This is a genomic window from Rudanella paleaurantiibacter (assembly GCF_009184635.1).
Classification (GTDB): domain Bacteria; phylum Bacteroidota; class Bacteroidia; order Cytophagales; family Spirosomataceae; genus Rudanella; species Rudanella paleaurantiibacter.
Map to the genome: position 1 here is coordinate 306,368 of NZ_WELI01000006.1, position 24,711 is coordinate 331,078.

At 51.5% G+C, this 24,711-nt stretch carries 31 protein-coding genes and 1 tRNA gene; 2 read left to right on the forward strand and 30 right to left on the reverse strand.

Features of this window, described 5'->3' with window-relative positions; genetic code table 11:
* Positions 1 to 13: 13 nt before the first annotated feature.
* The 26 genes from rplO to ubiE form a co-directional block, all read right to left on the reverse strand.
* Positions 14 to 502, reverse strand: a complete 489-nt coding sequence (gene rplO / locus F5984_RS16380; protein ID WP_152125491.1) for a 50S ribosomal protein L15 — start codon at positions 500 to 502, stop codon at positions 14 to 16.
* Positions 503 to 690: 188 nt separating this feature from the next.
* Positions 691 to 870 (reverse strand): 50S ribosomal protein L30, encoded by a 180-nt coding sequence (gene rpmD / locus F5984_RS16385; protein WP_152125310.1) that lies wholly within the window; start codon positions 868 to 870, stop codon positions 691 to 693.
* 12 nt (positions 871 to 882) lie between these two features.
* Positions 883 to 1,398, reverse strand: a complete 516-nt coding sequence (gene rpsE, locus F5984_RS16390; protein ID WP_019988515.1) for a 30S ribosomal protein S5 — start codon at positions 1,396 to 1,398, stop codon at positions 883 to 885.
* Between the two features lie 7 nt (positions 1,399 to 1,405).
* A complete protein-coding gene (gene rplR / locus F5984_RS16395) occupies positions 1,406 to 1,759 on the reverse strand; it encodes a 50S ribosomal protein L18 (RefSeq protein ID WP_019988514.1) in 354 nt (117 codons plus the stop codon).
* Positions 1,760 to 1,885: 126 nt separating this feature from the next.
* Positions 1,886 to 2,443, reverse strand: a complete 558-nt coding sequence (gene rplF / locus F5984_RS16400) for a 50S ribosomal protein L6 (RefSeq protein WP_152125311.1) — start codon at positions 2,441 to 2,443, stop codon at positions 1,886 to 1,888.
* A gap of 15 nt (positions 2,444 to 2,458) precedes the next feature.
* The gene (gene rpsH / locus F5984_RS16405) at positions 2,459 to 2,857 is read right to left on the reverse strand and encodes a 30S ribosomal protein S8 (RefSeq protein WP_019988512.1); all 399 of its coding nucleotides are present in this window, start codon (positions 2,855 to 2,857) and stop codon (positions 2,459 to 2,461) included.
* 99 nt (positions 2,858 to 2,956) lie between these two features.
* Positions 2,957 to 3,226 carry a 30S ribosomal protein S14 gene (gene rpsN, locus F5984_RS16410; RefSeq protein ID WP_019988511.1) on the reverse strand — a complete coding sequence of 90 codons (270 nt, stop codon included), beginning with the start codon at positions 3,224 to 3,226 and terminating at the stop codon, positions 2,957 to 2,959.
* A 31-nt stretch (positions 3,227 to 3,257) separates the two neighbouring features.
* Positions 3,258 to 3,812: a 50S ribosomal protein L5 gene (gene rplE, locus F5984_RS16415; protein ID WP_152125312.1), complete on the reverse strand. Its 555-nt coding sequence runs from the start codon at positions 3,810 to 3,812 to the stop codon at positions 3,258 to 3,260.
* Positions 3,813 to 3,851: 39 nt separating this feature from the next.
* Positions 3,852 to 4,181, reverse strand: coding sequence for a 50S ribosomal protein L24 (gene rplX, locus F5984_RS16420; protein WP_152125313.1), 330 nt, complete (start codon positions 4,179 to 4,181; stop codon positions 3,852 to 3,854).
* Position 4,182: 1 nt separating this feature from the next.
* Entirely contained in the window at positions 4,183 to 4,551 is a 369-nt protein-coding gene (rplN, locus tag F5984_RS16425; RefSeq protein WP_019988508.1) for a 50S ribosomal protein L14, read from the reverse strand.
* A gap of 3 nt (positions 4,552 to 4,554) precedes the next feature.
* Entirely contained in the window at positions 4,555 to 4,857 is a 303-nt protein-coding gene (gene rpsQ, locus F5984_RS16430; protein WP_019988507.1) for a 30S ribosomal protein S17, read from the reverse strand.
* A 13-nt stretch (positions 4,858 to 4,870) separates the two neighbouring features.
* Positions 4,871 to 5,068: a 50S ribosomal protein L29 gene (gene rpmC / locus F5984_RS16435; RefSeq protein WP_019988506.1), complete on the reverse strand. Its 198-nt coding sequence runs from the start codon at positions 5,066 to 5,068 to the stop codon at positions 4,871 to 4,873.
* Between the two features lie 80 nt (positions 5,069 to 5,148).
* Complete coding sequence (gene rplP, locus F5984_RS16440; protein WP_027302970.1) at positions 5,149 to 5,574, reverse strand: 50S ribosomal protein L16; 426 nt, start codon at positions 5,572 to 5,574, stop codon at positions 5,149 to 5,151.
* A gap of 99 nt (positions 5,575 to 5,673) precedes the next feature.
* Complete coding sequence (gene rpsC / locus F5984_RS16445) at positions 5,674 to 6,534, reverse strand: 30S ribosomal protein S3 (RefSeq protein ID WP_019988504.1); 861 nt, start codon at positions 6,532 to 6,534, stop codon at positions 5,674 to 5,676.
* Positions 6,535 to 6,540: 6 nt separating this feature from the next.
* Positions 6,541 to 6,930 carry a 50S ribosomal protein L22 gene (gene rplV, locus F5984_RS16450; protein ID WP_152125314.1) on the reverse strand — a complete coding sequence of 130 codons (390 nt, stop codon included), beginning with the start codon at positions 6,928 to 6,930 and terminating at the stop codon, positions 6,541 to 6,543.
* 90 nt (positions 6,931 to 7,020) lie between these two features.
* Positions 7,021 to 7,299 (reverse strand): 30S ribosomal protein S19, encoded by a 279-nt coding sequence (rpsS, locus tag F5984_RS16455; RefSeq protein WP_019988502.1) that lies wholly within the window; start codon positions 7,297 to 7,299, stop codon positions 7,021 to 7,023.
* Positions 7,300 to 7,306: 7 nt separating this feature from the next.
* Positions 7,307 to 8,131 (reverse strand): 50S ribosomal protein L2, encoded by an 825-nt coding sequence (gene rplB / locus F5984_RS16460; RefSeq protein ID WP_152125315.1) that lies wholly within the window; start codon positions 8,129 to 8,131, stop codon positions 7,307 to 7,309.
* A 32-nt stretch (positions 8,132 to 8,163) separates the two neighbouring features.
* Positions 8,164 to 8,451: a 50S ribosomal protein L23 gene (gene rplW, locus F5984_RS16465; RefSeq protein WP_019988500.1), complete on the reverse strand. Its 288-nt coding sequence runs from the start codon at positions 8,449 to 8,451 to the stop codon at positions 8,164 to 8,166.
* Positions 8,448 to 9,083, reverse strand: a complete 636-nt coding sequence (gene rplD / locus F5984_RS16470) for a 50S ribosomal protein L4 (protein WP_019988499.1) — start codon at positions 9,081 to 9,083, stop codon at positions 8,448 to 8,450. The genes rplW and rplD overlap by 4 nt, the downstream gene beginning before the upstream one ends.
* 4 nt (positions 9,084 to 9,087) lie before the next feature.
* The gene (rplC, locus tag F5984_RS16475) at positions 9,088 to 9,708 is read right to left on the reverse strand and encodes a 50S ribosomal protein L3 (protein ID WP_027302969.1); all 621 of its coding nucleotides are present in this window, start codon (positions 9,706 to 9,708) and stop codon (positions 9,088 to 9,090) included.
* A 265-nt stretch (positions 9,709 to 9,973) separates the two neighbouring features.
* Positions 9,974 to 10,279 carry a 30S ribosomal protein S10 gene (gene rpsJ / locus F5984_RS16480; protein WP_019988497.1) on the reverse strand — a complete coding sequence of 102 codons (306 nt, stop codon included), beginning with the start codon at positions 10,277 to 10,279 and terminating at the stop codon, positions 9,974 to 9,976.
* 168 nt (positions 10,280 to 10,447) lie between these two features.
* Positions 10,448 to 12,571, reverse strand: coding sequence for an elongation factor G (gene fusA, locus F5984_RS16485; RefSeq protein WP_152125316.1), 2,124 nt, complete (start codon positions 12,569 to 12,571; stop codon positions 10,448 to 10,450).
* A 226-nt stretch (positions 12,572 to 12,797) separates the two neighbouring features.
* The gene (locus tag F5984_RS26930; RefSeq protein ID WP_019988495.1) at positions 12,798 to 12,923 is read right to left on the reverse strand and encodes a hypothetical protein; all 126 of its coding nucleotides are present in this window, start codon (positions 12,921 to 12,923) and stop codon (positions 12,798 to 12,800) included.
* Positions 12,924 to 12,999: 76 nt separating this feature from the next.
* Positions 13,000 to 13,074: transfer RNA gene (locus tag F5984_RS16490), tRNA-Val, on the reverse strand.
* A 174-nt stretch (positions 13,075 to 13,248) separates the two neighbouring features.
* Complete coding sequence (porT, locus tag F5984_RS16495) at positions 13,249 to 13,998, reverse strand: type IX secretion/gliding motility protein PorT/SprT (protein WP_246169043.1); 750 nt, start codon at positions 13,996 to 13,998, stop codon at positions 13,249 to 13,251.
* 14 nt (positions 13,999 to 14,012) lie between these two features.
* Entirely contained in the window at positions 14,013 to 14,738 is a 726-nt protein-coding gene (gene ubiE / locus F5984_RS16500) for a bifunctional demethylmenaquinone methyltransferase/2-methoxy-6-polyprenyl-1,4-benzoquinol methylase UbiE (RefSeq protein ID WP_019988493.1), read from the reverse strand.
* A 184-nt stretch (positions 14,739 to 14,922) separates the two neighbouring features.
* Here ubiE and F5984_RS16505 point away from each other — a divergent pair, with 184 nt between their 5' ends.
* Positions 14,923 to 16,119: a dipeptidase gene (locus F5984_RS16505; protein WP_152125317.1), complete on the forward strand. Its 1,197-nt coding sequence runs from the start codon at positions 14,923 to 14,925 to the stop codon at positions 16,117 to 16,119.
* A 100-nt stretch (positions 16,120 to 16,219) separates the two neighbouring features.
* Here the strand turns inward: F5984_RS16505 and F5984_RS16510 are convergent, their stop codons facing one another.
* The 4 genes from F5984_RS16510 to F5984_RS16525 form a co-directional block, all read right to left on the reverse strand.
* Entirely contained in the window at positions 16,220 to 17,266 is a 1,047-nt protein-coding gene (locus tag F5984_RS16510) for an adenylate/guanylate cyclase domain-containing protein (RefSeq protein WP_152125318.1), read from the reverse strand.
* A 15-nt stretch (positions 17,267 to 17,281) separates the two neighbouring features.
* The gene (locus F5984_RS16515; RefSeq protein ID WP_152125319.1) at positions 17,282 to 17,659 is read right to left on the reverse strand and encodes a response regulator; all 378 of its coding nucleotides are present in this window, start codon (positions 17,657 to 17,659) and stop codon (positions 17,282 to 17,284) included.
* A 131-nt stretch (positions 17,660 to 17,790) separates the two neighbouring features.
* A complete protein-coding gene (locus F5984_RS16520; RefSeq protein WP_152125320.1) occupies positions 17,791 to 19,908 on the reverse strand; it encodes a sensor histidine kinase in 2,118 nt (705 codons plus the stop codon).
* Between the two features lie 124 nt (positions 19,909 to 20,032).
* Positions 20,033 to 21,412, reverse strand: coding sequence for an ATP-binding protein (locus F5984_RS16525; RefSeq protein WP_152125321.1), 1,380 nt, complete (start codon positions 21,410 to 21,412; stop codon positions 20,033 to 20,035).
* 108 nt (positions 21,413 to 21,520) lie between these two features.
* Here F5984_RS16525 and F5984_RS16530 point away from each other — a divergent pair, with 108 nt between their 5' ends.
* Positions 21,521 to 24,661 carry a cyclic nucleotide-binding domain-containing protein gene (locus F5984_RS16530; protein ID WP_152125322.1) on the forward strand — a complete coding sequence of 1,047 codons (3,141 nt, stop codon included), beginning with the start codon at positions 21,521 to 21,523 and terminating at the stop codon, positions 24,659 to 24,661.
* Positions 24,662 to 24,711 lie beyond the last annotated feature (50 nt).

The window sequence follows — 24,711 nt, forward strand, 5'->3', positions numbered from 1 at the left end:
CCGTGCTCACAGATTAGTTCTTCTCTCCCTCTTTTTCGTTGGCCCGAACAGGTTGTGCTGGTACTACAGCTTTACCACCTGCCTTTTCAATGGCCTCTTTGGCGCTGGCCGAGAAAGCGTGGGCATGTACCTCAACAGATGCCTTCAGCTCACCGCGGTTCAGAACTTTGATCAAATCACCTTTTGCCATCAAACCATTTTGCTGGAGTACGGTCTCATCAATAACGGCAGCATTTGTTTTGTCAAACAGAATCTGCAGGGTATCGAGGTTGATAGGCTTGTACTCTACGCGGGTCGGGTTCTTAAAACCAAACTTGGGTACCCGACGCTGAAGGGGCATCTGACCACCTTCGAAGTGTAATTTACGGCTGTAGCCTGAGCGTGATTGCGCCCCTTTGTGGCCACGGGTAGATGTACCACCCATTCCTGAGCCTTGTCCGCGACCGACTCGCTTGCGCTCTCTGACGGAACCCTTAGCCGGTTTAAGGTTGCTTAAATTCATTTTATTATTGTGTTTGTACTTGCAATGATTATTTGCAGCCTGCAAAATTCGTAAAAAGAATTGCAAACCGCAAAAAAGACGTTGGATATTAGACGATAGACGTTAGACATTGATTGTTAGCGAGGTAATCGTCAATGTCTAACGTCTGATGTCCAACATCTAACGTCCACTATCTAACTCCTCAAGGGTTAGATCTCTTCTATCTTAACGAGGTGTTTTACCTTGTTCACAACACCGGCAATAGCGCTGTTATAATCCAGCTCAATGCTCCGGTTGATTTTACCCAGACCAAGCGACTTGATCGCGTTCTTCTGGGTCTGCGGACGGTCGATAATGCTTCGAACCTGTGTGATGCGTACGCGTGCCATGATGCGATCCGTTTAGCCGTTAAACACTTTTGACAATTTCACCCCACGCTGGAAGGCCACCTGGTGAGGAGCGCGCATTTTCTGCAGGGCGTTAATTGTCGCTTTTACCACGTTGTGCGGGTTCGACGAGCCTTTCGACTTCGCCAATACGTCGCGTACGCCAGCGCTTTCCAGAACGGCGCGCATAGCACCACCTGCAATTACACCCGTACCGGGGGCAGCAGGCTTGAGCAGTACAAAACCACCGCTGAATTTACCTTCCATCTCGTGAGGCACAGTGTGCTTCAGCAGAGAGATCTGGATCAGGTTCTTCTTGGCGTCTTCCGTACCTTTTGCAATGGCGTCAGTTACTTCGTTGGCCTTACCCAACCCGTAACCTACCACACCATTACCATCGCCAACTACTACGATGGCTGAGAAGCTAAACCGACGACCACCTTTAACAACCTTGGCTACACGGTTGATAGCGACTACGCGCTCTTTCAGATCGGACTCGTTTACTTTTGAAGGTCTTACGTTCGTTACCATGCTTGCCTTAGAATTTGAGGCCACCCTCACGGGCTCCGTCGGCCAATGCTTTTACTTTTCCGTGGTACAGGTAGCCGTTACGGTCGAATACCACAGCCGTGATATTCTTAGAAGCTGCTTTTTCAGCAATCCGCTTTCCAACTTCCTTGGCTACGTCCACCGTAAAGCCACTTGCTTCAGATTTCAGTTCAACTGAAGAAGCAGCTACCAGCGTGTGGCCGGCTGCATCGTCAATCAGTTGGGCGTAAATCGCCTTATTCGACCGAAATACCGACAGGCGAGGGCGTTCTGCCGTACCTGATACTTTGGCGCGAATCGAGTATTTGATTCGTTGACGCCGTTCCGTTTTATTCGTTGCCATCTTATTTGATACCGACCAAATAGGCGATTAATCAAGTTGATAGTCTCCGGTCTCCAGTTTTCAGTAGGTACATTCTGATTGGCCAGAGACCCGTCAGTCTGAAACTGAAAACTGTCGACAGAAAACTTATTTTTTAGACGAAGATTTACCAGCTTTCCGGCGAATAACTTCACCCACGAAGCGGATACCTTTGCCTTTGTATGGCTCAACCTTACGGAGTGAGCGGATTTTGGCAGCTACATCGCCGATCAACTGCTTGTCGATACCCTCCAGGATAACCTTCGGGTTCTGACCTTTCTCGGTCACAGCGGATACTTTGATTTCGCCCGGTACAGCAACGTAAACGTTGTGTGAGTAGCCAAGCTGAAGCTCCAGTACGTTGTTGTTAACGGCAGCCTTATAACCTACACCGACAATTTCCAGGTCAATTTTGTAGCCGGTGCTTACACCTACTACCATGTTGTTGACCAGGGCACGGTACAGGCCGTGCAGCGCTTTGTGACGCTTCTGTTCGGTGGGGCGAGTTACCTGAATGGTGCCTTCTTCTACTGCGACCGAGATATCTGGATCAACAGCCTGAGTCAGCGTGCCTTTCGGGCCTTTTACCGTCACGACGTTACCATTGTCGATTGACAACGAAACGCCACTGGGCAGAGCGATGGGTTTTTTACCTACGCGAGACATTGTTCGATCAATGGATTAATAAACGTAACACAACACTTCACCACCTACATTCAGTGTCTTGGCTTCTTTGTCGGTCATTACGCCTTTAGAAGTAGACACAATTGCAACGCCAAGACCGTTCAGGATCCGTGGCAGGTTGTCGGCGCCCCGGTACTGGCGGAGACCTGGGCGGCTGATGCGCTGCAGATCAACGATGGCGGGTTGCTTCGTCACGGCGTTGTACTTCAGAGCGATCTTGATCACACCCTGAGGGCCGTTGTCGTCAAACTTGTAGTTCTGGATGTACCCTTTGTCAAACAGAACTTTGGTGATTTCTTTCTTTATGTTGGATGCAGGGATCTCCACAATCCGGTGCTTAGCGCGGATGGCGTTTCTGATTCGGGTCAGATAGTCTGCAATTGGGTCTGTATTCATTTCTTCCTCGTGTTGCTCACAGCCCTCTCTGTTAATCGGGCTGCAAAATTACGGAAACTGAATTACAAATAAAAGTGCTGATTTAGATGCAATTAGCGCTTACCAGCTTGACTTCGTTACGCCCGGAATCTTACCTGCGCTGGCCATCTCACGGAACGTTACGCGTGAGATACCGAATTTGCGCATATAGCCTCTGGGACGGCCGGTCAGTTTGCAACGATTGTGCAACCGAACTGGCGATGCATTGCGGGGCAGTTTATCCAAAGCAGCATAATCGCCAGCTTCTTTGAGGGCTGCCCGCTTCGTAGCATATTTAGCTACCAATGCTTCGCGCTTCCGCTCCCGTGCTTTGATTGATTCTTTTGCCATGTCTTTATGACGTCCTTAGCGTGATTACTGCTTATTTCTTGCTGCCGGCAAAGGGCATTCCGAGGGCCTTCAGCAACTCATAACTTTCGTTGTCTGAGTCAGCCGTTGTTACGAACGTAATGTCCATACCCGAAATACGCGATACCTTGTCGATGCTGATCTCTGGGAAGATGATCTGCTCTTTTACACCAAATGTGTAATTGCCACGACCATCGAACCCTTTGTCGCTGATGCCTTTGAAGTCCCGTACGCGAGGCAACGCTACCGTTGTCAAACGATCCAGGAATTCGTACATCCGGTCGCCACGCAGCGTTACTTTTGCGCCGATCGGCATGCCTTCCCGAAGTTTGAAGTTCGAAACGGCCTTTTTAGCAACAGTCTGAACGGCTTTCTGACCCGTTATTTGAGTCAGCTCATCCACACCTACGTCTACTAATTTTTTATCAGCAACGGCGGCTCCAATCCCTTTATTGATAACAATCTTGCTCAGACGCGGTACTTGCATAACCGACTTATACTGAAACTTGTCTTTCAACTGGGCGACCACCTCATTGAGATATTTCTCTTTTAATCTTGGGCTTGCCACTTTCTTGACTCGTTTAATGGTGATAAACTACCCGACCGGTTAGATGAATTCGCCGGTCTTCTTCGAGTACCGCTGCAACTTACCCTTGTCATTCACCCGGCGGCCTGTGCGCGTCGGTTGACTGGTGGCCGGATCAATCAGCATCAGGTTACTGATGTGAATCGTTCCCTCCGTTTGTACTAAGCTGCCTTGCGGATTCTGTGCGGTCGGCTTAATGTGTTTGGTGATCATGTTCACACCTTCCACCTTAGCGCGCTCTTTTTCTACCAGCACTTCCGTTACTTTTCCTTGCTGACCCTTTGAGTTCCCAGCAATCACCACGACGGTATCACCCGTTTTGATGTGGAATTTAGCTTTCTTCTTTTCCATCTTACAATACCTCCGGGGCTAAAGAAACGATCTTCATAAATTGCTTCTCACGCAGCTCGCGGGCAACAGGTCCGAAGATGCGGGTTCCGCGGGGCTCATCGTTATTGTTGAGCAGAACGGCGGCATTGTCTTCGAACCGGATGTACGATCCGTCTTTCCGGCGTACTTCCTTCTTGGTCCGAACCACAACGGCTTTTGAAACCGTCCCTTTTTTAATATTGCTCGACGGAATAGCTGCCTTTACGGTCACAACGATCTTGTCGCCTACCGATGCATACCGCTTGCCCGTACCGCCCAGCACGCGGATAACCAGTACCTCTTTGGCACCACTGTTATCGGCTACACCTAATCTTGATTCTTGCTGTACCATGGCTTACTTGGCCTTTTCGATAATTTCGACTAATCTCCAACGCTTGTTTTTGCTCAGGGGGCGAGTTTCCATGATGCGCACCGTATCACCGATACCGCAATCATTGTTTTCGTCATGAGCCATGAACTTGGTGGTACGGTTCATAAATTTACCGTACATCGGGTGCTTCACCTTGCGGTCAACGGCAACCGTAATGGTCTTCTGCATTTTGTTGCTGACCACACGCCCGATCCGCTCTTTCCGAGCATTACGCTCTACCGAAGCCTGCTGCTCCGATTGGGGCTGTTCTGTTTGCTGTCCTTCCATTGTGGGTAGCTATTTAGGCCTGCTGGCGCGTTTTTGCGGTCAGTTCCGTGTGTAAACGAGCAATCAGTTTGCGGGCCTCACGGATACGCATCGGGTTTTCGATGGGCGATACAGCGTGAGCGAATTTCAGTTTAAGCAACCGAGCTTCTTCGGCTGTAATCTGCTCTTTCAATTGCTCGGCCGAGAGCGCCTTGATTTCTTCCTTCTTCATGATAAGAGTCTGAACTGTGATTTTTTTGATTATGGTGACTATTGCGAATCAGTTAAATCAGAAAAATCACAGCTCTGATTTTATGCTTGTTCCTGGTAGTCGCGTCGTACAATGAACTTCGTGCGAACGGGGAGCTTTTGTGCGGCTAACCGCAGGGCTTCCATACCCGTTTCCAAAGGAACACCTGTCGTTTCGAACAGGATCGTGCCGGGCTTGATAACGGCTACCCAATACTCAGGAGCACCTTTACCTTTACCCATCCGCACTTCGGCGGGCTTCTTGGTGATGGGCTTGTCTGGGAAAATCCGAATCCAGACCTGGCCTTCGCGTTTCATAGCCCGGGTTACCGAGATACGAGCCGCTTCTATCTGACGTGCCGTAATCCAGCCCTGCTCCAACGATTTGATCGCAAACGTACCGAATGCAATTTCGTGGCCCCGGGTGGCAAGACCTTTGATCTTGCCTTTGTGCATCTTACGGAACTTGGTTCTTCTTGGCTGTAACATCTTTATTAAGAAGTTATGAGCTATGAGTTAAGAGTTATGAGTAAGCGTTTGACTTAAGTTCTTTCGCTCATCGCTCATAACTCATCACTTATCGCTTAATTATCGACGATTTCCTCCACCCCGGTTGCCACCGCCACGGTTGTTACCACCGCCCCGGTTGTTGCCACCACGGTCATTACCACCCCGGTCGTTCCGGCCACGGCCTCCGCGGTCGTTACCACCATCGCGATCACCGCGCGGACCGCGACGGTCGCCCCGGTCGTTGCTACGCTCACCAGCGGCACGCTCACCAGCGGCTGCTGCGCTTGCCATAGCTGCCGGCGACAGGTCACGCTTACCGTAAACCTCACCTTTGAAGACCCATACTTTGATACCGATCTTTCCGTAGATGGTTTGGGCTTCAGAGATTGCGTAGTCGATATCGGCACGCAAAGTGTGAAGAGGTACCCGACCTTCTTTGTACTGCTCGGTACGCGCCATCTCGGCACCACCCAGACGACCCGACAACTTCAGCTTGATACCTTGTGCGCCTACCCGCATAGCAGCCTGAATGGCCTGCTTCATGGCACGACGGAACGAGATACGAGCCTGCAGCTGCTGAGCAATGGCTTCACCGATCAGCTTCGCGTCGATTTCGGGGCGCTTAATCTCGAAGATGTTGATCTGAACGTCCTTACCGGTGATCTTCTTCAGCTCTTCTTTGATCTTGTCAACCTCGCCACCGCCTTTACCGATTACGATACCCGGACGTGCCGTGTGAATCGTAAGGGTAATCCGCTTCAGTGTACGTTCGATAACAACCCGAGAAATAGCTCCTTTCGGAATACGGGCTGCAATGTATTTTCTGATTTTTTCGTCTTCGACCAGTTTGTCGGCAAATTCTTTGCCACCGTACCAGCTTGAGTCCCAACCACGGACGATACCAAGCCGCAAACCAACCGGATTAACTTTCTGTCCCATGCGTTGTTACTCGTTTACTTCTGTTTGAGTCGCTTCTACTAACTCTTCTGGCATTGCCGCGCTGTCGACTACCAACGTAATGTGGTTTGACCGCTTCCGAATCCGATGGCCACGGCCCTGAGGAGCCGGACGGAGACGCTTCAGCATCGGGCCGCCATCAACAAAAATCGTTTTTACGTACAGATCGGCGTCTTCAATGCTGGTGTCAGCGTTTTTTTGCTGCCAGTTGGCAACGGCTGACAACAGTACTTTCTGCAACACATCTGCACCCTGCTGGGGTTGGTATTTCAGAATACCGAGTGCCCGGCTCACGCGCTGACCACGAATCAGGTCAGCAATCAACCGCATTTTGCGGGGCGAAGAGGGCACGTTTTTCAGTTTTGCTACTGCTTCCATGTTTACAAGTTTGCAGTTTTCGGTTTTCGGTTTTCGGTTCGTTGTTGGCATCACCTACGCCAAACTGAAAACTCTAAACTGAAAACTCCTTTATCGTTTGCCCTTATCTTTCTTCGCTACGTGACCACGGAAGTTCCGGGTTGGGGCAAACTCGCCGAGTTTGTGACCCACCATGTTTTCCGTTACATACACGGGGATAAATTTATTCCCGTTGTGAACGGCAAACGTATGTCCAACGAAATCAGGTGAGATCATTGAACGGCGCGACCAGGTTTTGATAACCGACTTTTTGCCCGACTGATTCTGAGCCTGAACCTTGTTGTCCAGACGGAAATCTATATATGGGCCTTTCTTGAGTGAACGTGCCATTTATTAATTACTTTTTCCGGCGGCTAATGATCAACTTGCTTGATGCTTTCTTCGGCGAACGAGTCTTCTGACCCTTAGCAAACTGCCCGTTCCGTGAACGTGGGTGACCACCAGATGCCCGGCCTTCACCACCACCCATCGGGTGATCAACAGGGTTCATAGCAACACCCCGAACACGCGGACGGCGGCCTAACCAGCGCATCCGACCAGCCTTACCCATTACCACGTTCATGTGGTCTGGGTTTGATACCGAACCAACCGTGGCAACACAGTTGCTCAGTACCCGGCGAGTTTCGCCCGAAGGCAAACGCAGAATAGCGTAACGCTCTTCACGACCTACCAACTGAGCATACGTACCAGCCGAGCGAGCCATGGCTCCGCCTTTGCCGGGCGTCAGTTCGATGTTGTGAACAATGGTACCGATCGGCATGGCCGACAGTTGCATTGCGTTACCTACGTCGGGGGTAGAGCCCTCGCCTGAACGGATGGTTTGACCTACCGTCAGACCCTGAGGGGCGATGATATAGCGTTTCTCGCCATCTTCGTACTGCACCAGGGCAATACGGGCTGAGCGGTTCGGATCGTATTCGATCGTCATTACCTCAGCAGCCATACCGTTTTTATCGCGTTTGAAGTCGATGATACGGTACATCCGCTTGTGACCACCGCCAATGTAGCGCATGGTCCGGCGGCCCTGATCGTTCCGGCCACCCGATTTCTTGATCGGCTCCAGCAAGCTCTTGGTTGGCTTGTCGGTAGTGATCTCGGCAAAGTCCGGAGCCACGCGGAAGCGGGTACCGGGCGTTACTGGTTTTAGTTTCTTAACTCCCATGATTCGTTATGCGTTTCAGTGCAACCGCCTTGTTACAGGTCAGCGTAGATGTCGATTACTTCGCCTTCCGCTACCGTGACAATGGCTTTTTTGGTTGTTGGGGTCATGCCGCTTACAATCCGACCCTGGATGTTCTTGCTCTTCTTTTTTCCGAGCGTAGTCATCGTCCGTACTGACGTCACATTGACGCTGTACATTTTCTCGACAGCCTTACCGATTTCAACTTTATTAGCGGTGCGTGCCACTTCAAAAGCATACTTTCCCTGCTTAGACTGGGCTGTCATTTTTTCCGTGATAATGGGTCTTTTTAGAACGCTCATGATTGTTGCTCAAAAAGAGATTGGATGGTTGACAGCGCTTCTTCGCTGATAAGCAGACGGTCGGCATTCATCAAATCATAGGTGCTGACCTGCGTAGCCGTCATTACTTTCGCTTTTTCTACGTTCCGGCTCGACAAAACCACGTTTGTGTTCACGTCTGGCAGAATAAGCAGTGTTTTACGGTCAGCAACTGAAAGCGCGTTCAGGAATTCGATGTAGCTCTTCGTGCGCGGAGCGTCGAAGGCAACAGAGTCGATAACAGAAATGCTGTTCTCCTGAGCTTTTACGGCGTAAGCAGACTGGCGAGCCAGTGCTTTTACTTTCTTGTTCAGCTTGAAGCTGTAATCGCGTGGACGGGGACCGAAAATACGGCCACCACCTACAAATACAGGTGATTTCATGCTGCCGGCCCTGGCGCCACCCGTTCCTTTTTGCTTCTTGATTTTCTTGGTCGAACGGTTTACTTCAGCCCGCTCTTTCGCTTTGTGCGTTCCCTGACGCTGATTGGCCAGGTACTGCTTAACGTCCAGGTAAATCGCATGTTCGTTGGGTTCGATGCCGAAAATGGTTTCTGGCAACGTAACCTTCTTACCCGTATCCTCGCCCTTGCTGTTATATACGATTGCTTCCATGTCCTTACTTCTCGATAATTACGAATGAATTTTTGGCGCCTGGAATTGATCCACTAACAACGAGGAGGTTTTGCTCAGGCATAACCCGCAGAACCCGCAGGTTTTGAACCTTAACGCGGTTGCCACCTGTACGACCTGCCATGCGCAGTCCTTTGAAAACCCGCGAGGGGAACGAGCAGGCACCGATCGAACCCGGGTGCCGCTGACGGTTGTGCTGTCCGTGGGTCTGTCCACCCACACCACCAAAGCCATGACGCTTTACAACGCCCTGGAAGCCCTTACCTTTCGAAGTGCCCACAACGTCAACAAAGTCGCCTTCGACGAATACGTCGGCAACTTGCAACGTTTGACCCAGTTCAAGCGAGGTTTTGAATTCTTTGAATTCAACCAGCTTGCGCTTGGGGGTGGTGCCAGCCTTCTTGAAGTGACCTTGCAGCGGCTTGTTGGTGTGCTTTTCTTTACGCTCGCCGAAACCCAATTGCACGGCTTCGTAACCGTCTTTATCACCGGTACGAACTTGGGTAACAACACAGGGACCAGTTTCGATGACTGTACATGCCAGAGCCTGCCCGTCCGCATTGTACACGCTGGTCATCCCGATTTTTTTTCCTATTAAACCAGACATTTTTTTTGTTGTAAGCAGGAAAAAGTTTGAAAAATTGTACTCCTCTCCGAAAACGGAGCCGCAAAATTAGTGATTATCAGTCAGGACTACAAGCACCAATTTGCATTTACGCGCAGAACATAAAAAAGGTCAGGCGTTGAACACACCTGACCTTTCTGCCAGCGGCTGATACACGTTTGTGTACTATCCACCGAAAAATGCCAGATGTGGTTTCCTTTCGGACCTTCACCCGAGTTATGTTCTGACCGCCTGGGGCGGCTGTAAATTAAACTTTGATTTCTACATCAACGCCACTGGGCAATTCGAGCTTCATCAGGGCATCTACCGTTTTAGCACTGGTTGAGTAAATGTCGACCAGACGCTTGTAGGTGCAAAGCTGGAATTGTTCCCGCGACTTCTTGTTCACGTGGGGTGAACGCAGCACAGTGTAGATTTCTTTGTTAGTTGGCAGTGGGATGGGACCGCTTACGACAGCACCCGTCGATTTTACCGCCTTCACAATCTTCTCAGCTGATTTGTCGACCAGCGTGTGATCGAACGACTTCAGCTTAATGCGAATCTTTTGGCTCATTATACCTGGTTCGTTTTGTTTTATTTAACCTGTCCGAGAAAGAACCATTTACTCCTCAGTCGGGTCGCCATTGCTGGCATTTTGAGGGTGCAAAGGTACGAAAAGACAGGACAATAAAAAAGGGTCAACCGAAAAGTTGACCCTTTTTTATCTTTATTTTTCAACGACTTAGGCGTTCACCGTGCCTTTTGCTTTCGCTACTACACCATCAGCCAAGTTGGTTGGCAGAATCTCGTAGTGAGAGAAGGTCAGGTTGGCAGTAGCCCGGCCTGATGACATCGTGCGGAGTTCAGTAATATAGCCGAACAGTTCCGAAAGGGGAACATCGGCTTTGATCACCTGAGAGCCCGCGCGGGTATCCATACCTTTCATGATACCCCGACGGCGGTTGAGGTCACCTGTGATCGGACCGGTGTATTCTTCCGGCGTCAGTACCTCTACTGCCATGATTGGCTCAAGAATTTTCGGACCTGCCTGACGACCTGCCTCGCGGAAGCCCATCCGAGCTGCCAATTCAAACGAGAGTGAGTCAGAGTCAACGTCGTGGTATGAGCCGTGGAACAACCGAACTTTCATCGAATCCAGTGGGTAACCAGCAAGCGGACCGTTGGTCATTGATTCACGGAAGCCTTTTTCGATAGCTGGGATAAATTCTTTCGGAATTACACCACCTACAATAGCATTCACGAATTGCAGACCGGGCTTAATTGTCACGCCGTCTTCTTCAGGATCGCGGGGTGAAAGATCAAACACGATGTCGGCAAACTTACCACGACCACCGGTTTGCTTCTTGTAAACCTCACGATGACCCGCTACGGTTTTCGTCAGTACCTCTTTATAGGCTACCTGAGGAGCACCCTGGTTTACTTCAACTTTGAATTCACGACGCATACGGTCGATGATGATTTCAAGGTGAAGTTCACCCATACCCCGGATGATGGTTTGGCCGGTTTCTTCGTTCGACTCAACTTTCAGGGTTGGGTCTTCTTCGATCAGTTTGGTGATAGCCTTCGAGAAGTTATCCTGATCGGCCGTTTTCTTCGGCTCGATAGCGTAACCAATAACCGGATCAGGGAAGATCATTGATTCCAGGATGATTGGGCTCTTCTCATCGCACAGGGTATCACCCGTTTTGATGTCTTTGAAACCAACCACGGCACCAATATCACCAGCACGCAGCTTGTCAATCTGATTCTGCTTGTTGGCGTGCATCTGGAAGATCCGAGAGATCCGCTCTTTGTTGCCTGAACGCGTGTTCATGATGTATGAACCTGAGTCGAGGGCACCTGAGTAAACCCGCACGAAGCATAGACGGCCTACATAGGGGTCAGTAGCAATTTTGAATGCGAGTGCCGTAAACGGATCAGACTCGGTTGGGTGACGAACCACTTCAGCGTCGGTATCAGGGTTAGTACCCTTAATTTCCGGCTTGTCGAGCGGTGAAGGCAACAGGGCCATCACGTAATCGAGCATGGTTTGAACCCCTTTGTTCTTGAACGAAGAGCCGCAAAGCATCGGAACCACTTTCATGGCGATGGTTGCCTCACGGAGGGCCTTCAAGATCTCGTCTTCGGTGATCGAGTTCGGATCTTCGAAGTACTTCTCCATCAGCGTGTCGTCAAATTCAGCAACGGCTTCAAGAAGTTTCTCACGCCACTCGGTTGCTTCTTCGAGCATATCGTCCGGGATGGGCACTTCGGTAAAGGTCATCCCTTTGTCTTGCTCGTTCCAGATGAGACCCCGGAAGTTAACAAGGTCAACTACGCCTTTGAACTGATCTTCGGCACCGATTGGCAACTGGAGGGGAACAGCATGGCTACCGAGCATTTCGCGAACCTGCTTCACTACATTGAGGAAGTCGGCACCCGAACGGTCCATTTTGTTCACGAAGCCCAGACGCGCTACGTTATAGTTGTTGGCCAGACGCCAGTTGGTTTCTGACTGAGGCTCTACACCGTCGACGGCTGAGAACAGGAACACCAGACCATCGAGTACGCGCAGCGAACGGTTTACTTCAACGGTGAAGTCAACGTGACCTGGGGTATCAATGATGTTTACCTGGTACTGCTGATCGCGGTATTTCCAGTTAACGGTAGTAGCAGCCGACGTGATCGTAATACCACGCTCTTGCTCCTGCTCCATCCAGTCCATGGTAGCAGCACCCTCGTGTACCTCGCCGATTTTGTGACTCACACCGGCGTAGTACAGGATCCGCTCGGTCGTCGTGGTCTTACCGGCGTCAATGTGAGCAGCGATACCAATGTTGCGGAGGTATCGGAGATCAGTTGCCATAATAGTATTGGGAAATGAAGTTGTTTAGTACGGAACCGTGATTGACGACTTTGTTATCACAACAAGGCCATTTTCACAATTAGGACGCAAAATTACTGAAAAACAATTTGAAAACAAAGTGTTGAGTTAATTAACTCGGTGTTAAAAGGCAGATTGTTAAGGACTTTGGGGAAAAGACCGTTTGTAATTTTCTCAGTTTAGTGATTCAGTAGAGTGCTGTCAAATATCACTTGGCTAAGAATCCTTTAGCAATCAGGTAAGGAATAATAAGCCAAAGGAGCCCTTTGATTAGGAAGAAGAAGAAACCAGCCCAGCCTACGCGCTTGAGCCAGAAGCGGAAACGGTCGTTCATGCGCTAACAACGAACAGTCGATTCGGTTAGTTCGGGAAACAAAAAAAGCGGGTCGACTTGACCCGCTTTCTCTTTGTGGGAGTTGAGGGATTCGAACCCCCGACCCTCTGCTTGTAAGGCAGATGCTCTGAACCAACTGAGCTAAACTCCCTTTCTACCGCCCCGGTGTTTTCCGTTTTGGTGGTGCAAAGATAGGGGTCTAAAATGCCACTATGCAAGTTTTTGCCCGAAAAAAATTTAAAATATGGGTAGTCGTCTCTTGCTGTTTTTTGGTAATCAGGCAATTAACGGGTAAAAATTTTTGCCTGATTCAGCCTTCTTCTGATTACTCGAAGTTCAGATAAAGGGTTACGGTATGCGAAGTGAGCCTCTGGATACCGGCTGTGTTAGCGGCAACGCTGGCGTTAGAGGGGGCAAACAGGTTGACCACTCCGTGCGAAAACCGCAGCTCAGGGCTGATTTTGGTGTACTCCAGAAACTGCTCAAAGCCTACCCCATAGTCGAGAGTGAGGTCAGCGGTTTTGGTGTTGAGCCGACCGGCCGACTGGGCCTGCCGTTTCCGAACGTTCGTTTCGAGGGCGGCCGTAGCGCCAGCAATCAGGTACATCCGGCTGTTGCGCCGACGTTCAGACTTGTACTTGAACAGAAACGGAAACTCCATCCAGGTCGATTCACGTACGTCTTGGGTAGTTGCTTTGTCGGCAAACTCGTACTGCACCGTACGGCTGTACAACGACACGGCCGGGGTAAACCGAAAGTCGAACCGGTCGGTCAGGTACGCGTTGACCAGCAAGCCCACCCGGAACGATACCTTGTTGGGCGAATATAGCCGCTCAACGGTTGTATTGTTGACAAAAGCTGGGCTGTACTTTACGTTGAACCGTGTAACGGGCATGGCAAAGAAAAACCCGTAGTGAATCGGCTTGTCGTCGTAAAACTCAAGATGCTTACGCTGATACCCGTAGCCCTGAGCCTGGGCACTGCTATTACCCAATACTGTAAAGCAGATAATGAATATGAATGAACAATGGAAAATGAACAATGCAGGCGGCATTTTCCATTTTCCATTGTTCATTTTATACGTTGAAATCAGGCTTTTTGCCCGATGTAAATAGATGCAACGCCGAACGTCAAGGGTATCCATCGAGTTTTGGTAAATCCGGCCTGCTCAAAAATGCGAATAAAATCAGGACCATCGGGGAAAGCCTGCACCGACTCAGGAAGGTAGGTGTAGGCCGACTGGTCGCGGCTGATAAGACGCCCAATAAGCGGCAGGATGGTATTCGAATAAAAGCCGTACAATTGCTTGAACGGAAACGCGCGCGGATTCGAAAATTCGAGCACCACACAAACGCCCCCCTTGCGGGTTACGCGGTTCATGTCGGTGAGGCCTTTCAGCAGGTTTTCGAAGTTCCGTACGCCAAAGGAAACGATGACGGCATCGAATTCATTGTCTGTGAACGGCAATCCTTCCGAATCGCCGGACCGCATCTCGATCAGGTGATCTACCCCGCGCTTCACCATTTTCTCCCGGCCAATCTTCAGCATACCCTCTGAAATGTCGACGCCAACTATTTTTTCGGGTTTCAGCGCAAGAGCTTCGAGGGCAAAGTCGCCGGTTCCGGTGGCAATGTCGAGAATTTTCTTGGGGGCGTAAGGCTTCAGCTCACGAATGGCTTTTTTTCGCCACAGAATATCAATACCTCCGCTGAGAACGTGGTTAAGCAGATCGTACTTCGGCGAAATATTGTCGAACATCTCGGCAACCTGCTCGCGCTTGCTGGTAGACTTGTCTTTGTAAGGAACGACGGGCATAACTAAAGAGCCAAAGAGTAACGGAGCGAAAGCGTTCTGGCACCGGGTAAAACAACCTGTAGATGCACACTTCCGCTCTTTCTCCCTTTATTTTTCTTTGCTAACGGTCTGATGAAACGGAAAGTTTGGCCGTCGGCGGGCAATTGCTTAGTTTTCTGTGCCCCATATAGGGCTCTTCTGCTATATGAATGCTTCATTTCTCCCGTTTACGCTTCTGCTTTCGTTATTTTTTCAGCTGGCCACCGATGATCGGCTTGTGAAAAAAGCGCGGGCTATTCATGCCCGGGTGCTCACGCTCGACACCCATGCCGATGCGCCCATTAACCTACAGAAAGAGGGTTTTGACCTTGGTGTGGCGCATGATGTAAAAAAAGGTGGTACCCAAATCGACTTTCCGCGCATGAAACAAGGCGGCATGGATGCCATGTTCTTTGCCGTTTACATGGCGCAGGGGCCACGCACGCCCGAGGGCCACGCCCGCGCAAAAGAAAAAGCACTGGATATTTTTGACCGAATACATACCTCGTTACGCAAATACCCAAATCTGGCCGAGTTGGCTACCTCGCCCGCTGATGCCTATCGGATTGAAAAACTGGGCCGACGGGCGGTGTTTATCGGGATGGAAAACGGCTATCCGGTTGGGGAGGATCTGTCGTTGCTCAAAACGTACTACGACCTCGGTTGCCGGTATATCACGCTGTCGCACTTTGCCAACAATGCTATTTGCGACTCGGCCACCGATCCCGATGGGCCCGTGCACAATGGTTTGAGTCCTTTCGGGCGGGAGGTAGTGGCCGAAATGAATCGGCTGGGCATTATGATCGACGTGTCGCACGTGTCCGACAAAACGTTTTATGATGTGCTGGCTCTCTCAAAAGCCCCGGTTATTGCGTCGCATTCTAATGCCCGCGCTCTGTGTGAGTTTCCCCGAAACATGTCCGACGAGATGATTCGGGCCCTGGCCGCCAAGGGTGGGGTAGTGCAGGTCAATTTTGTGAGCGACTACCTTCGCAAACCCTCCGATGCGCATCGGCAGGCACTCAATAGCGTGCGTATGGCAGGTGTAGGTAAGGTGCTGACGCCCGATGTGGAGGCTCGGATTGAAGCCAAAACGGATTCGATAAAACGGGTATATGCTTCCGAGCGAGCGAGTGTGGCCGACGTAGTGAACCACATTGACCACATTGTGAAGCTGGTAGGCATTGATCATGTTGGTATCGGGAGCGACTTCGACGGGGGCGGGGCGGTAAATGGGATGGAAGACGTCAGTCAGATTGAGAACCTGACCATTGAGCTTGTTCGTCGGGGGTATTCAGAAACCGACATTGCCAAAATCTGGGGCGGTAATCTGCTACGGGTTCTTGGGCAGGCTCGGAAGTAGTGATTGAGTGAAGTAGTGATTGAGCGATTGGTGAGTGCCGAGATTGGTTCTTGCGTCAGCCAGTTCGCTCAATCACTCAATCGCTAATTCGCTCATTAAATCAGGCAATTACCTGATACAGCACCACCGGGGCCGATTTGTTTTTTAGCTGATAGGAGCCCACTTCCTCACAGCTAAATGATTCTTTAACGAGTTGGTACGAAGCTTCAGTAATTAGAATCTGACCGGCCTGAGCCGCCGATTGAAGCCGCTGGGCTGTGTTGACTACGTCGCCAATAACGGTGTAATCGAGCCGTCGGAGCGTAGCCGACCCAATGTTGCCCGACACGACCTCGCCCGAATTGATACCAATCGAGACCTGCGGTTTGTAATTCACGTCGGCGCCGAGCGAATCGTGAATTTCTTTCATGCTCGCCCGAACTCCCAGAGCGGCTTCGATAGCCCGGTCGAGGTGGTAATCGCCCTGGAAAACCGCCATTACGGCATCGCCCATGAATTTGTCGACGTACCCCTGCTGGCTAATCACCTCCTTCACAATTACGTCGAAGTAGTTGTTGATCAACTGTACAACCGTATCGGGTTTTTCGCGCTCAGCAATGGCCGTGAAGCCGCAGATGTCGACAAACAAAATAGATGCTTTAATCAGCTCATTGGCCGTGAGTGATTCCTCAAACTCGGAGCGGGTCATGAACTTCAGCACGCTCTCGTCTACGTACATGCGCAGGATGTTATTCTCCTTCACAGCCTTGAGCGTTTCCCGAATTTGCTGCACATGCCGCAGGGTTTTCTGCATAGTCAGCTCAAGGTCTTCGAAATTGACGGGCTTGCACACAAAATCGAAAGCCCCCCGGTTCATAGCCATACGGATATTGTCCATATCGCCGTAGGCCGAAACCATCACGGCCTTGATAACCGGGTTCATGTCGGCGAGTTTCACCAGCAGAGTAAGCCCGTCCATCTCGGGCATATTGATGTCGCTCAGGACAATGTCAATATCCGGAAACCGCTGTAACTGGCTAAGAGCTTCAAGGCCGTTCTGGGCGAAATAGAACTCATACAAACCCTCACGAATCTGCCGCCGGAATTTCTGTTTGATAAGCAGTTCAAGATCCTGCTCATCGTCAACAACTAATATCTTCGATTTCATGGAGGGGAGGGTACGCTACTGGAGCGTTTTAAGCTTATTTTTCAGTTCGTTGAAGTCGAGGGGTTTGGTCAGGAAGTCGTCGGCTCCCAGTTCCATGGCCTGATTGTAGCTTTGGGCGTCGCCGTAAGCCGTAATCATCATCACCACGGGGGGCGGTGGGGCCTGATACTCTGATTTGATCTGGCGCAGGAGTTCGAGTCCACTCATGCCCGGCATATTGATATCCGACAAAATCAGAACCGCTTCCGAAAGTAAATCTTTCAGGTACTCGAGCGCCTGCTCGCCCGATTCGGCAAACGTAAACCGAAATTCACCGTTTCGAATCTCACGCCGAAAACGCTGCTCGAATAAAGGGCGTACATCGGTTTCGTCGTCAACTACGAGAATATTCATAAGGGTATGTTGGAACAATTAATGGACGAGTAGTTTGGGAACGATTCAAACAAAACTACAGAAAAAACAGCCTACAGGCCGCTATTTGATTCTGTGGTGAGCCAAAGAGGTTTTTTCAGTTGGGACGAAGGTCAGGGAACCGGTAGTTCAATGATGAATTCGGTGCCTTTGCCCTGTTGACTGTCGACTATGATTGAGCCGCCATGCCCCAGAGTGATAATATCGTAAGAAAGTGAAAGGCCCAACCCCGTGCCTTCGCCCGTGGGCTTAGTAGTGAAAAACGGCTGGAAGATCTTTTCCCGAATACCATCGGGGATACCTGTGCCGTTGTCGCGCACGCAGATTACCACTTTGCCCGGCTCTGACCGGGTGCTGACCCGAACTGTAGGTGAGTAGCTATTTGAATTTTGTACGTTTGGTAAGCCGCCAGGGTTTCGACCCCGTTCGTGCACCGCATAAAAAGCGTTGTTAAACAGGTTCAGCAACACCCGCCCAATGTCCTGAGCTACTGCATCGACCGGGGGGAGGGTAGGGGCAAAGTCCGTTTGAATCGTACAGTTAAAGCCTTTATCCTTCGCCCGTAGCCCGTGGTAGGCCAGACGCAGATACTCGTCGGCCAGGGCGTTGAGGTTGGTGGATTGTTTCTCGCCTGTACTGGCACGGGAGTGTTCGAGCATCCCGCGTACAATAGAGCCCGCTCGTTTACCATGATGCGTAATCTTTTGCAGGTTTTGGGTTAGGTCGTCGGCGATAGCCAGCACATCGTCGGTGCGCCCGGCCTGGGCTTCTTCTTTCAACTCCTGCACCAGCTCTGTGCTTACTTCGGAGAAGTTGTTAACGAAGTTCAGGGGGTTCTGAATCTCATGGGCGATGCCTGCTGTGAGTTCGCCCAGGCTGGCAAGTTTCTCTTTCTGAATTAGTTGCGCTTGTGATGCTTTTAGCTCGGCGGTGCGCTGCTCAACTTTCTCTTCCAACACCCGGTTCTGATTTTCGACGAGGTGCTGGTTTTCCTGCGTTAGTCGAAGCTGCTCACGAATCGACTCTTCATGATTCTTTTTGAGTAGGTTCACTTTGTACGTAAGCCCCAGAATGAAAAATACAGTCTGCACAAACGTACCGACAACGGTGCCATTCCTGTGCCAGAAAGTGAACGGGAGCGCCCCGTATAAACTGGCTACGAACAGGGTTGTACTGATGGTAAATACCGTTTGGCCGATGGCGTAAAATAAACCGGGCCGGTAGCCTTTTACGGCTATAATTAGGCTTGCTACTATATTGAATAAGACTGAGGCAAATGCTGATAGGCTACCGAGCAACGTCTGCAACGCGCGATCGTCCTGACCGGATAAACGAATACTCAATACAACTACCATAAAAAATACGATCAGTAGGCACAGGCCCACCCCTATTCTGTATAGCCAATGTGTTTGCTGCTTGAGTTGTAGAAGTGAAAACGTAAAGAGTAGGTTTAAGAGACTACTGATGGCCACATGTATACCATAGTTGTCTCTGAGTGTGATAGGCCATTGACCGGGCCATTCAAGCAGGGTCCCTCGGGTGCTCAGCACAACAGTCAAACTAAGCACAGCCGAGAGGGCAAACAGTAGGTTATCCCGATCGCGCAACCGGATGCTTAAGATGAGGCAATAGATAGCGACGATAACCAGAAAACCATTCCCTAAACCGTTGAGCAGGTCGTCGTAGTGGACGTGTTTGGCCAGATTCAGCGACGACATGACACCCATATGGAGCTTGGGTATGCCCATGTGGGGGACAAAAAAATACAGGGTATGGGTTTGCCCCTGTTCGATTTTCAGCGGTAGAATAGATTGGCCCCGTTGAAACAAATCGGGTGTTGAAGCCCCGTGAAAGTCAATCTGCCCGGTCTGAACGTGCCTGTTTGAATCAACTTCGTACATCTTTACCAACATATCACTGGCGTAAAAGAAGCGCAGAAAATAGTTGTAAGAGGTAGGGTTATGCAGCTGCACCCTGAACCAGTATGCCTGGTTGGCGTCTGCCTGTATAGTCTTTTGGGTAATGGGAGAAAATGGGTACTTGTCGGGATGAAGCAGTAACGAGTCGAGCGTAATTTTTTGCTCTGGCTTAACATGGAAAGCCGCACAATTCTCAAAAATAAAATACGTCTGATTAGGGTTGTTCAGTACAATGGGCTGGGCATAAAGTGTATGGCACAATAAACAGAATAACGTTGCAAGCAGGCTTACAGGACGGCAATAAATGGGCATAGGAATAGTGGCTAAGGGGCAAGTCTGACTGTCACGTACGAGCTACCCACATTACGCCACAATATACTAACATAGGCCTGTCAATCAGTACAGTCTATGCAATAAGTACTTAAGTGTTTACTTGCTAACTCTGGGGTTGGTTGGGTAACTCAATCGTAAACTCGGTGCCTTCGCCTTCCTGGCTGTCGACTGTAAGGGTGCCGTTGTGGCCTTTGGTGATAATGTCGTAGGAGAGCGAAAGGCCCAGCCCCGTGCCCTCGCCTGTGGGTTTGGTGGTAAAAAACGGCTGGAAAATCTTCTGCCGGACGGTATCGGGCATACCCAGCCCGTTGTCACGTACCCGAATGCGCACCCGATCGCCGACCCGCTCGGTCCGTACCGTCACGGATGGCTGATACCCCGGTGTTCCCTGTTTTACGCGCTGTTGGGTGGCATAAAAAGCGTTGTTGTACAGGTTGAGCAACACCCGGCCAATATCCTGCGGAATAATGCTGATGCTGCCCACGGTTGGGTCGGTAATAGCTTCAAATTTGGCGTTAAAGGTCTTGTCTTTAGCCCGGAGCCCGTGGTAACTGAGTTTTAGGTATTCGTCGGCCAGGGCATTGATGTCGACGGCTTCACGTTGGCCGGTGCTGGCGCGACTGTGTTGGAGCATACTGCGGATAATACCCGATGCCCGGTGTCCGTGGTGCGCTATTTTCTGGAGGTTTTGGGTCAGGTCGTCGAGCAGCTCGGCTTCCAGTTCTTCGTCGCGTTCGGGTCCCCGTTGCCGTTCGTCGATCAACTCTTTGACCAGTTCGGCACTTACCTCCGAAAAGTTATTGACGAAGTTCAAAGGGTTTTGAATTTCGTGGGCGATACCCGCTGTCAGTTCGCCTAGGCTGGCTAGTTTTTCGCGCTGCACCAGTTGGTCCTGGGTGGCTTTCAGTTCGGCCAGAGTTTGTTCGAGTTCTTCTTTCTGCCGACTTATCTGGGCCGTGCGTTCGGCTACCAGGTATTCGAGTTCGGCTTTGCGTACTTCATCGAGACGCCGGCGCTCGGCTTCCTCGGCTCGTTCGGCTTCAATACGGGCCCATTCTTTTTTCTGGCGGGAGGCAAAAATAAACGAAGCTGCCAGCCAAACGGTCATCACGGATGAGACGAGATCGAAAATATCGTCGTGCCGTTTGTAAAAACCGGGTGCTACAGCCTCAACAATTTTCGCGTTGACAATGACAAACACATACGGTAGCAGGCCCTGAAACAGCGTTCGGGCCGGTTGCAGGTCGCGGAGGAGCCAGGCTGTGTAAGCGAGCGTAGGTATGGAGCAAAGCCAAAGCAGTACAACCGGAAGCTCGCTTTTAAAGGCGGTGGCCAACCCGACCAGAATCCCAAATAGTCCCCAAAATAAATTGAGTCGTTTGTCCCAGAGCGGAATCCGTTTTTGGGTGTCGAGGAACCGACGGGTCCAGAAAACGATCAGGGCGCAGAATAAACCCGAAAGAACAAAATTGGTAACGTCCATACCAGAATAGGTGAGGGGGAATAGAGTTGGTAAAATACGCCCTTACGCCGTAAATCACCAACACGGCCCCAGTACAGAAACTGGCAGTTTTGTATTTTCTTTGCCAGTATGATTGGAAACCGCCCATCCGAACAGATCAACCGCTCGCTTGGTATCCGTGCCGATGAAGGGCAAACCGTCCGGCTCTTTTTTCTGCATAACTTTTTGCTGGGCGTTGGCACCATGCTTGTTTACGTGGCCGCCAATGTCATTCTGCTCGAAAACCATCCCGAATCCAGCCTGCCCATTGCCTACGTTGCATCGGCTCTGGGCATGATGGTCATGGGCCGGGTTTACGCGCACTTTGAGCACCATCTGGCCCTGAGCCGACTGGTGGTGCGGGTCTTGTGGGCCGTTATTTTGCTTACGGCGATTATTGCGGCTTTGGTGGCGTTTGGGCACTCGGTAGCGGCTGCTGTGGCCATTATGGTTGGCTTCCGAGGTATTTACCTACTCACCAATCTGGAGTTTTGGGCTATTTCGGCCCTGGTTTTCGATGTCCGGCAGAGTAAGCGTCTGTTCAGTATTATCAGTTCGGGCGATTTGCCCGCTAAGGCGCTGGGTGCTATTCTGGCGGCTCTTATTCACGGGCATAGCGATTTGCTGGCCCTGCTGGTGGTGGCCTTTGCCTTTTTTGGGGCAGCTCTGTACGTTACGTCTCGCACAATACGGCTACACAACGTACACGCCCCGCATGCGCCCACCCGCCCAATCAGGCGGACGCCTACCCGTTGGGTACAGCAGTTTTTTGGGGGTAGCGAACTGATTCGGGCCGTATGCCTGAGCCTGATACCCGTGGCCATGGTGGCCGCCGGTATTGAGTTTGCATTTTTCATCAACGTAAAGCACAAGGTACACCATCAGGAGGCCGTCATGACGTATCTGGGCTACGTACTGGCGCTGACTTATCTGGTCGCTATGGTGGTGAAAGTACTGGCGTCGCGCCGGACACTGGAACAATTCGGAATTCTCAACACGCTGCGGCTTCTGCCGGGTGTTGCGCTGGGCTGGGTAGCTCTTTACGGCCTGATCTGGTTCTGGCCCGACGCCATTCTGGGCGATGCCGAGACAACCCTGATGGTCTACTACTGCGGGCTTTATCTGGTATTTGAAGTGGTGCGCCGGGCTTTGTTCGACCCGGTCATTCTCGTATTATTTCAACCCCTGCCCGCGCAACAGCGGCTCAAAGGGCATACGCTGGCCAAAGGTTTTTTTGAGCCATTGGGTATGGGATTGGCCGGGGTACTGCTTTTCCTGCTCCGCAACGACCCGCCCTGGGCCGACCTGGCCTTGCTTACGGGACTGGGCGTAGTTGGCCTGACGTTGTTGGGTCTGCTGGCCAAAACCTATCTGCAATACGTCAGTACGTTGCAGGATGCCCTGGGTCGGCGGTTTATTGCGACCGATGATCTGGCCATTCCGGCCGAAGGCACTGCCATTGTGCTGAAAAGTCTGCAAAGCAACCGGCCTGAGGAGGTGCTGGGGGCTCTGGAATACCTGCCTGCCAATCAGCCCGCCCTGCTTACCGACCGGGCTGGGGCCTTGCTGAACCACGCCGATGGCCGGGTACGGCTTCAGGTGTTGCAAATGGTCGCCGACCGTTCGGTGCAGTTGCCCCCGTCGTTGCTGACCGTTCGGGTTCGGCATGATACCGACGCGCCCGTGCGCCGAAAAGCAGCCGAGTTGCTGGCCGGGCAGTCGAACGATGCCATTGCTACGGGTTTGCTCAGTACGAGTGACCGGGCCGTGCGCGAAGGGGCCATTGTGGGCTTTTACCGCAATGGATTTAGCCACGCCCCCGCTTTGGCCAGTCTGAACGCGCTGGCCCAAAGCCCTGACCCCGTCGACCAACAAGTTGTGCTTCGTTGTGTTGCCGAATTGCGGCTTACTGACCGGGCTACTTTGGTGACGGCGGCTTTGAGAAGCACCGACGAGAGTCTCGTAGCGGCCGGCCTGCGGGCGGGCGGGGTACAAACCGACCCGGCTGTGTGGCAACAGATGCTTACCTTCCTGACCGACCGGCAACATGGTCGTACGGCGGTGCGGGCGCTGGCTACCGTTGGCGATCCGGTTCTGAAAGTGCTGCCAACGCCCCTGGCCATGCTCGATAACCCGCTCCGGTTCCGCCGAACGATCGCCGTAGTCGATCAGCTACGGACGCGGGCAGGTGGGCGGTGGCTACTCGATCAGCTGCCTACCACGCCTATGCCGATGCGGGCGGCACTACTCCGAAGCCTGATGCACTACCCGACCACCGATGCGGCCGAGAAACTCTACGAGAATCTGGTGGATGAGGAACTACAACTGGCCCAGCGCCTGATTCACGGCCGTACCGAAACAACTGACCCCTTGCTGACCGAAGCTATCTCCTACGAAATGGATAGTGTAGTGGATCGGCTTTTGTTGTTGCTATCCGGCTTGTACGACAAAGAAACTGTCAACAGTGTCCGGCAGAGTCTGGACCACCAGAGTGGTGAGCGCCGGGCCAATTCGCTTGAGTTACTTGAAAACGTTATTCCCCGGCCGGTTTATAACACACTATTGGCTCTTACTGACGATTTGCCCCTGTACGACCGGTTAGCCCTCGTTGATACTCATCTTGGGCCACTCGATGCCCCTGTTCCAATCACGGCCTATATCAGCCAGTACGGCTTGTCTCGTTTTACACCCTGGACCATGCTCGTTGCCGGGCCTATTTCGGGCCCTTCTCATACGACCGACTCACATCCATCTGCTATGGACCAACATTCAACATCATCCACAGGAGCCGCATCCACGGGGGGCGCATCCACGTCGGCCATCGAGCGGGTACTGGTACTGCGCAATAGCTCACTGTTTGCCAGCACCCCCGCCAACGTACTAAGCAGCATTGCACCCATCATGCGGGAGGTAGCCTATGCCGAGGGGCAGGAAGTAGTTCGGAAAGGAGAGGTAGGCAATTGTATGTTCATTATCCACCGGGGCGAAGTAGGTGTGTACGATGGCGACCGCCTGTTGGCTACCCTGCACGAAGGCGACGCGGTTGGCGAATTGGCCCTGCTCGACGCGGAACCACGCTCGGCTACGGTCACGGCGCTGATCGATACCGTTCTGTTCCGTATCGATCAGGCTGATTTTTACGACCTCATGGAAGAGCGGGATGAGGTCATGCAAAATATCATTCGAATGCTTTGCCGTAAGATTCGGGTACAGAATGAAAAAGGACGATAACTGTAAAATATCATTCATGTAACTTCGTGTTGCCGAAATATGCGTAGTTT

What these genes read in the sequence shown, in the direction of transcription:
- rplO (WP_152125491.1), bottom strand. Translation starts at nt 502, where the DNA reads ATGAATTTAAGCAACCTTAAACCGGCTAAGGGTTCCGTCAGAGAGCGC.
- rpmD (WP_152125310.1), bottom strand. Translation starts at nt 870, where the DNA reads ATGGCACGCGTACGCATCACACAGGTTCGAAGCATTATCGACCGTCCG.
- rpsE (WP_019988515.1), bottom strand. Translation starts at nt 1,398, where the DNA reads ATGGTAACGAACGTAAGACCTTCAAAAGTAAACGAGTCCGATCTGAAA.
- rplR (WP_019988514.1), bottom strand. Translation starts at nt 1,759, where the DNA reads ATGGCAACGAATAAAACGGAACGGCGTCAACGAATCAAATACTCGATT.
- rplF (WP_152125311.1), bottom strand. Translation starts at nt 2,443, where the DNA reads ATGTCTCGCGTAGGTAAAAAACCCATCGCTCTGCCCAGTGGCGTTTCG.
- rpsH (WP_019988512.1), bottom strand. Translation starts at nt 2,857, where the DNA reads ATGAATACAGACCCAATTGCAGACTATCTGACCCGAATCAGAAACGCC.
- rpsN (WP_019988511.1), bottom strand. Translation starts at nt 3,226, where the DNA reads ATGGCAAAAGAATCAATCAAAGCACGGGAGCGGAAGCGCGAAGCATTG.
- rplX (WP_152125313.1), bottom strand. Translation starts at nt 4,181, where the DNA reads ATGGAAAAGAAGAAAGCTAAATTCCACATCAAAACGGGTGATACCGTC.
- rplN (WP_019988508.1), bottom strand. Translation starts at nt 4,551, where the DNA reads ATGGTACAGCAAGAATCAAGATTAGGTGTAGCCGATAACAGTGGTGCC.
- rpsQ (WP_019988507.1), bottom strand. Translation starts at nt 4,857, where the DNA reads ATGGAAGGACAGCAAACAGAACAGCCCCAATCGGAGCAGCAGGCTTCG.
- rpmC (WP_019988506.1), bottom strand. Translation starts at nt 5,068, where the DNA reads ATGAAGAAGGAAGAAATCAAGGCGCTCTCGGCCGAGCAATTGAAAGAG.
- rplP (WP_027302970.1), bottom strand. Translation starts at nt 5,574, where the DNA reads ATGTTACAGCCAAGAAGAACCAAGTTCCGTAAGATGCACAAAGGCAAG.
- rpsC (WP_019988504.1), bottom strand. Translation starts at nt 6,534, where the DNA reads ATGGGACAGAAAGTTAATCCGGTTGGTTTGCGGCTTGGTATCGTCCGT.
- rplV (WP_152125314.1), bottom strand. Translation starts at nt 6,930, where the DNA reads ATGGAAGCAGTAGCAAAACTGAAAAACGTGCCCTCTTCGCCCCGCAAA.
- rpsS (WP_019988502.1), bottom strand. Translation starts at nt 7,299, where the DNA reads ATGGCACGTTCACTCAAGAAAGGCCCATATATAGATTTCCGTCTGGAC.
- rplB (WP_152125315.1), bottom strand. Translation starts at nt 8,131, where the DNA reads ATGGGAGTTAAGAAACTAAAACCAGTAACGCCCGGTACCCGCTTCCGC.
- rplW (WP_019988500.1), bottom strand. Translation starts at nt 8,451, where the DNA reads ATGAGCGTTCTAAAAAGACCCATTATCACGGAAAAAATGACAGCCCAG.
- rplD (WP_019988499.1), bottom strand. Translation starts at nt 9,083, where the DNA reads ATGGAAGCAATCGTATATAACAGCAAGGGCGAGGATACGGGTAAGAAG.
- rplC (WP_027302969.1), bottom strand. Translation starts at nt 9,708, where the DNA reads ATGTCTGGTTTAATAGGAAAAAAAATCGGGATGACCAGCGTGTACAAT.
- rpsJ (WP_019988497.1), bottom strand. Translation starts at nt 10,279, where the DNA reads ATGAGCCAAAAGATTCGCATTAAGCTGAAGTCGTTCGATCACACGCTG.
- fusA (WP_152125316.1), bottom strand. Translation starts at nt 12,571, where the DNA reads ATGGCAACTGATCTCCGATACCTCCGCAACATTGGTATCGCTGCTCAC.
- F5984_RS26930 (WP_019988495.1), bottom strand. Translation starts at nt 12,923, where the DNA reads ATGAACGACCGTTTCCGCTTCTGGCTCAAGCGCGTAGGCTGGGCTGGT.
- porT (WP_246169043.1), bottom strand. Translation starts at nt 13,998, where the DNA reads ATGAACAATGGAAAATGGAAAATGCCGCCTGCATTGTTCATTTTCCAT.
- ubiE (WP_019988493.1), bottom strand. Translation starts at nt 14,738, where the DNA reads ATGCCCGTCGTTCCTTACAAAGACAAGTCTACCAGCAAGCGCGAGCAG.
- F5984_RS16505 (WP_152125317.1), top strand. Translation starts at nt 14,923, where the DNA reads ATGAATGCTTCATTTCTCCCGTTTACGCTTCTGCTTTCGTTATTTTTT.
- F5984_RS16510 (WP_152125318.1), bottom strand. Translation starts at nt 17,266, where the DNA reads ATGAAATCGAAGATATTAGTTGTTGACGATGAGCAGGATCTTGAACTG.
- F5984_RS16515 (WP_152125319.1), bottom strand. Translation starts at nt 17,659, where the DNA reads ATGAATATTCTCGTAGTTGACGACGAAACCGATGTACGCCCTTTATTC.
- F5984_RS16520 (WP_152125320.1), bottom strand. Translation starts at nt 19,908, where the DNA reads ATGCCCATTTATTGCCGTCCTGTAAGCCTGCTTGCAACGTTATTCTGT.
- F5984_RS16525 (WP_152125321.1), bottom strand. Translation starts at nt 21,412, where the DNA reads ATGGACGTTACCAATTTTGTTCTTTCGGGTTTATTCTGCGCCCTGATC.
- F5984_RS16530 (WP_152125322.1), top strand. Translation starts at nt 21,521, where the DNA reads ATGATTGGAAACCGCCCATCCGAACAGATCAACCGCTCGCTTGGTATC.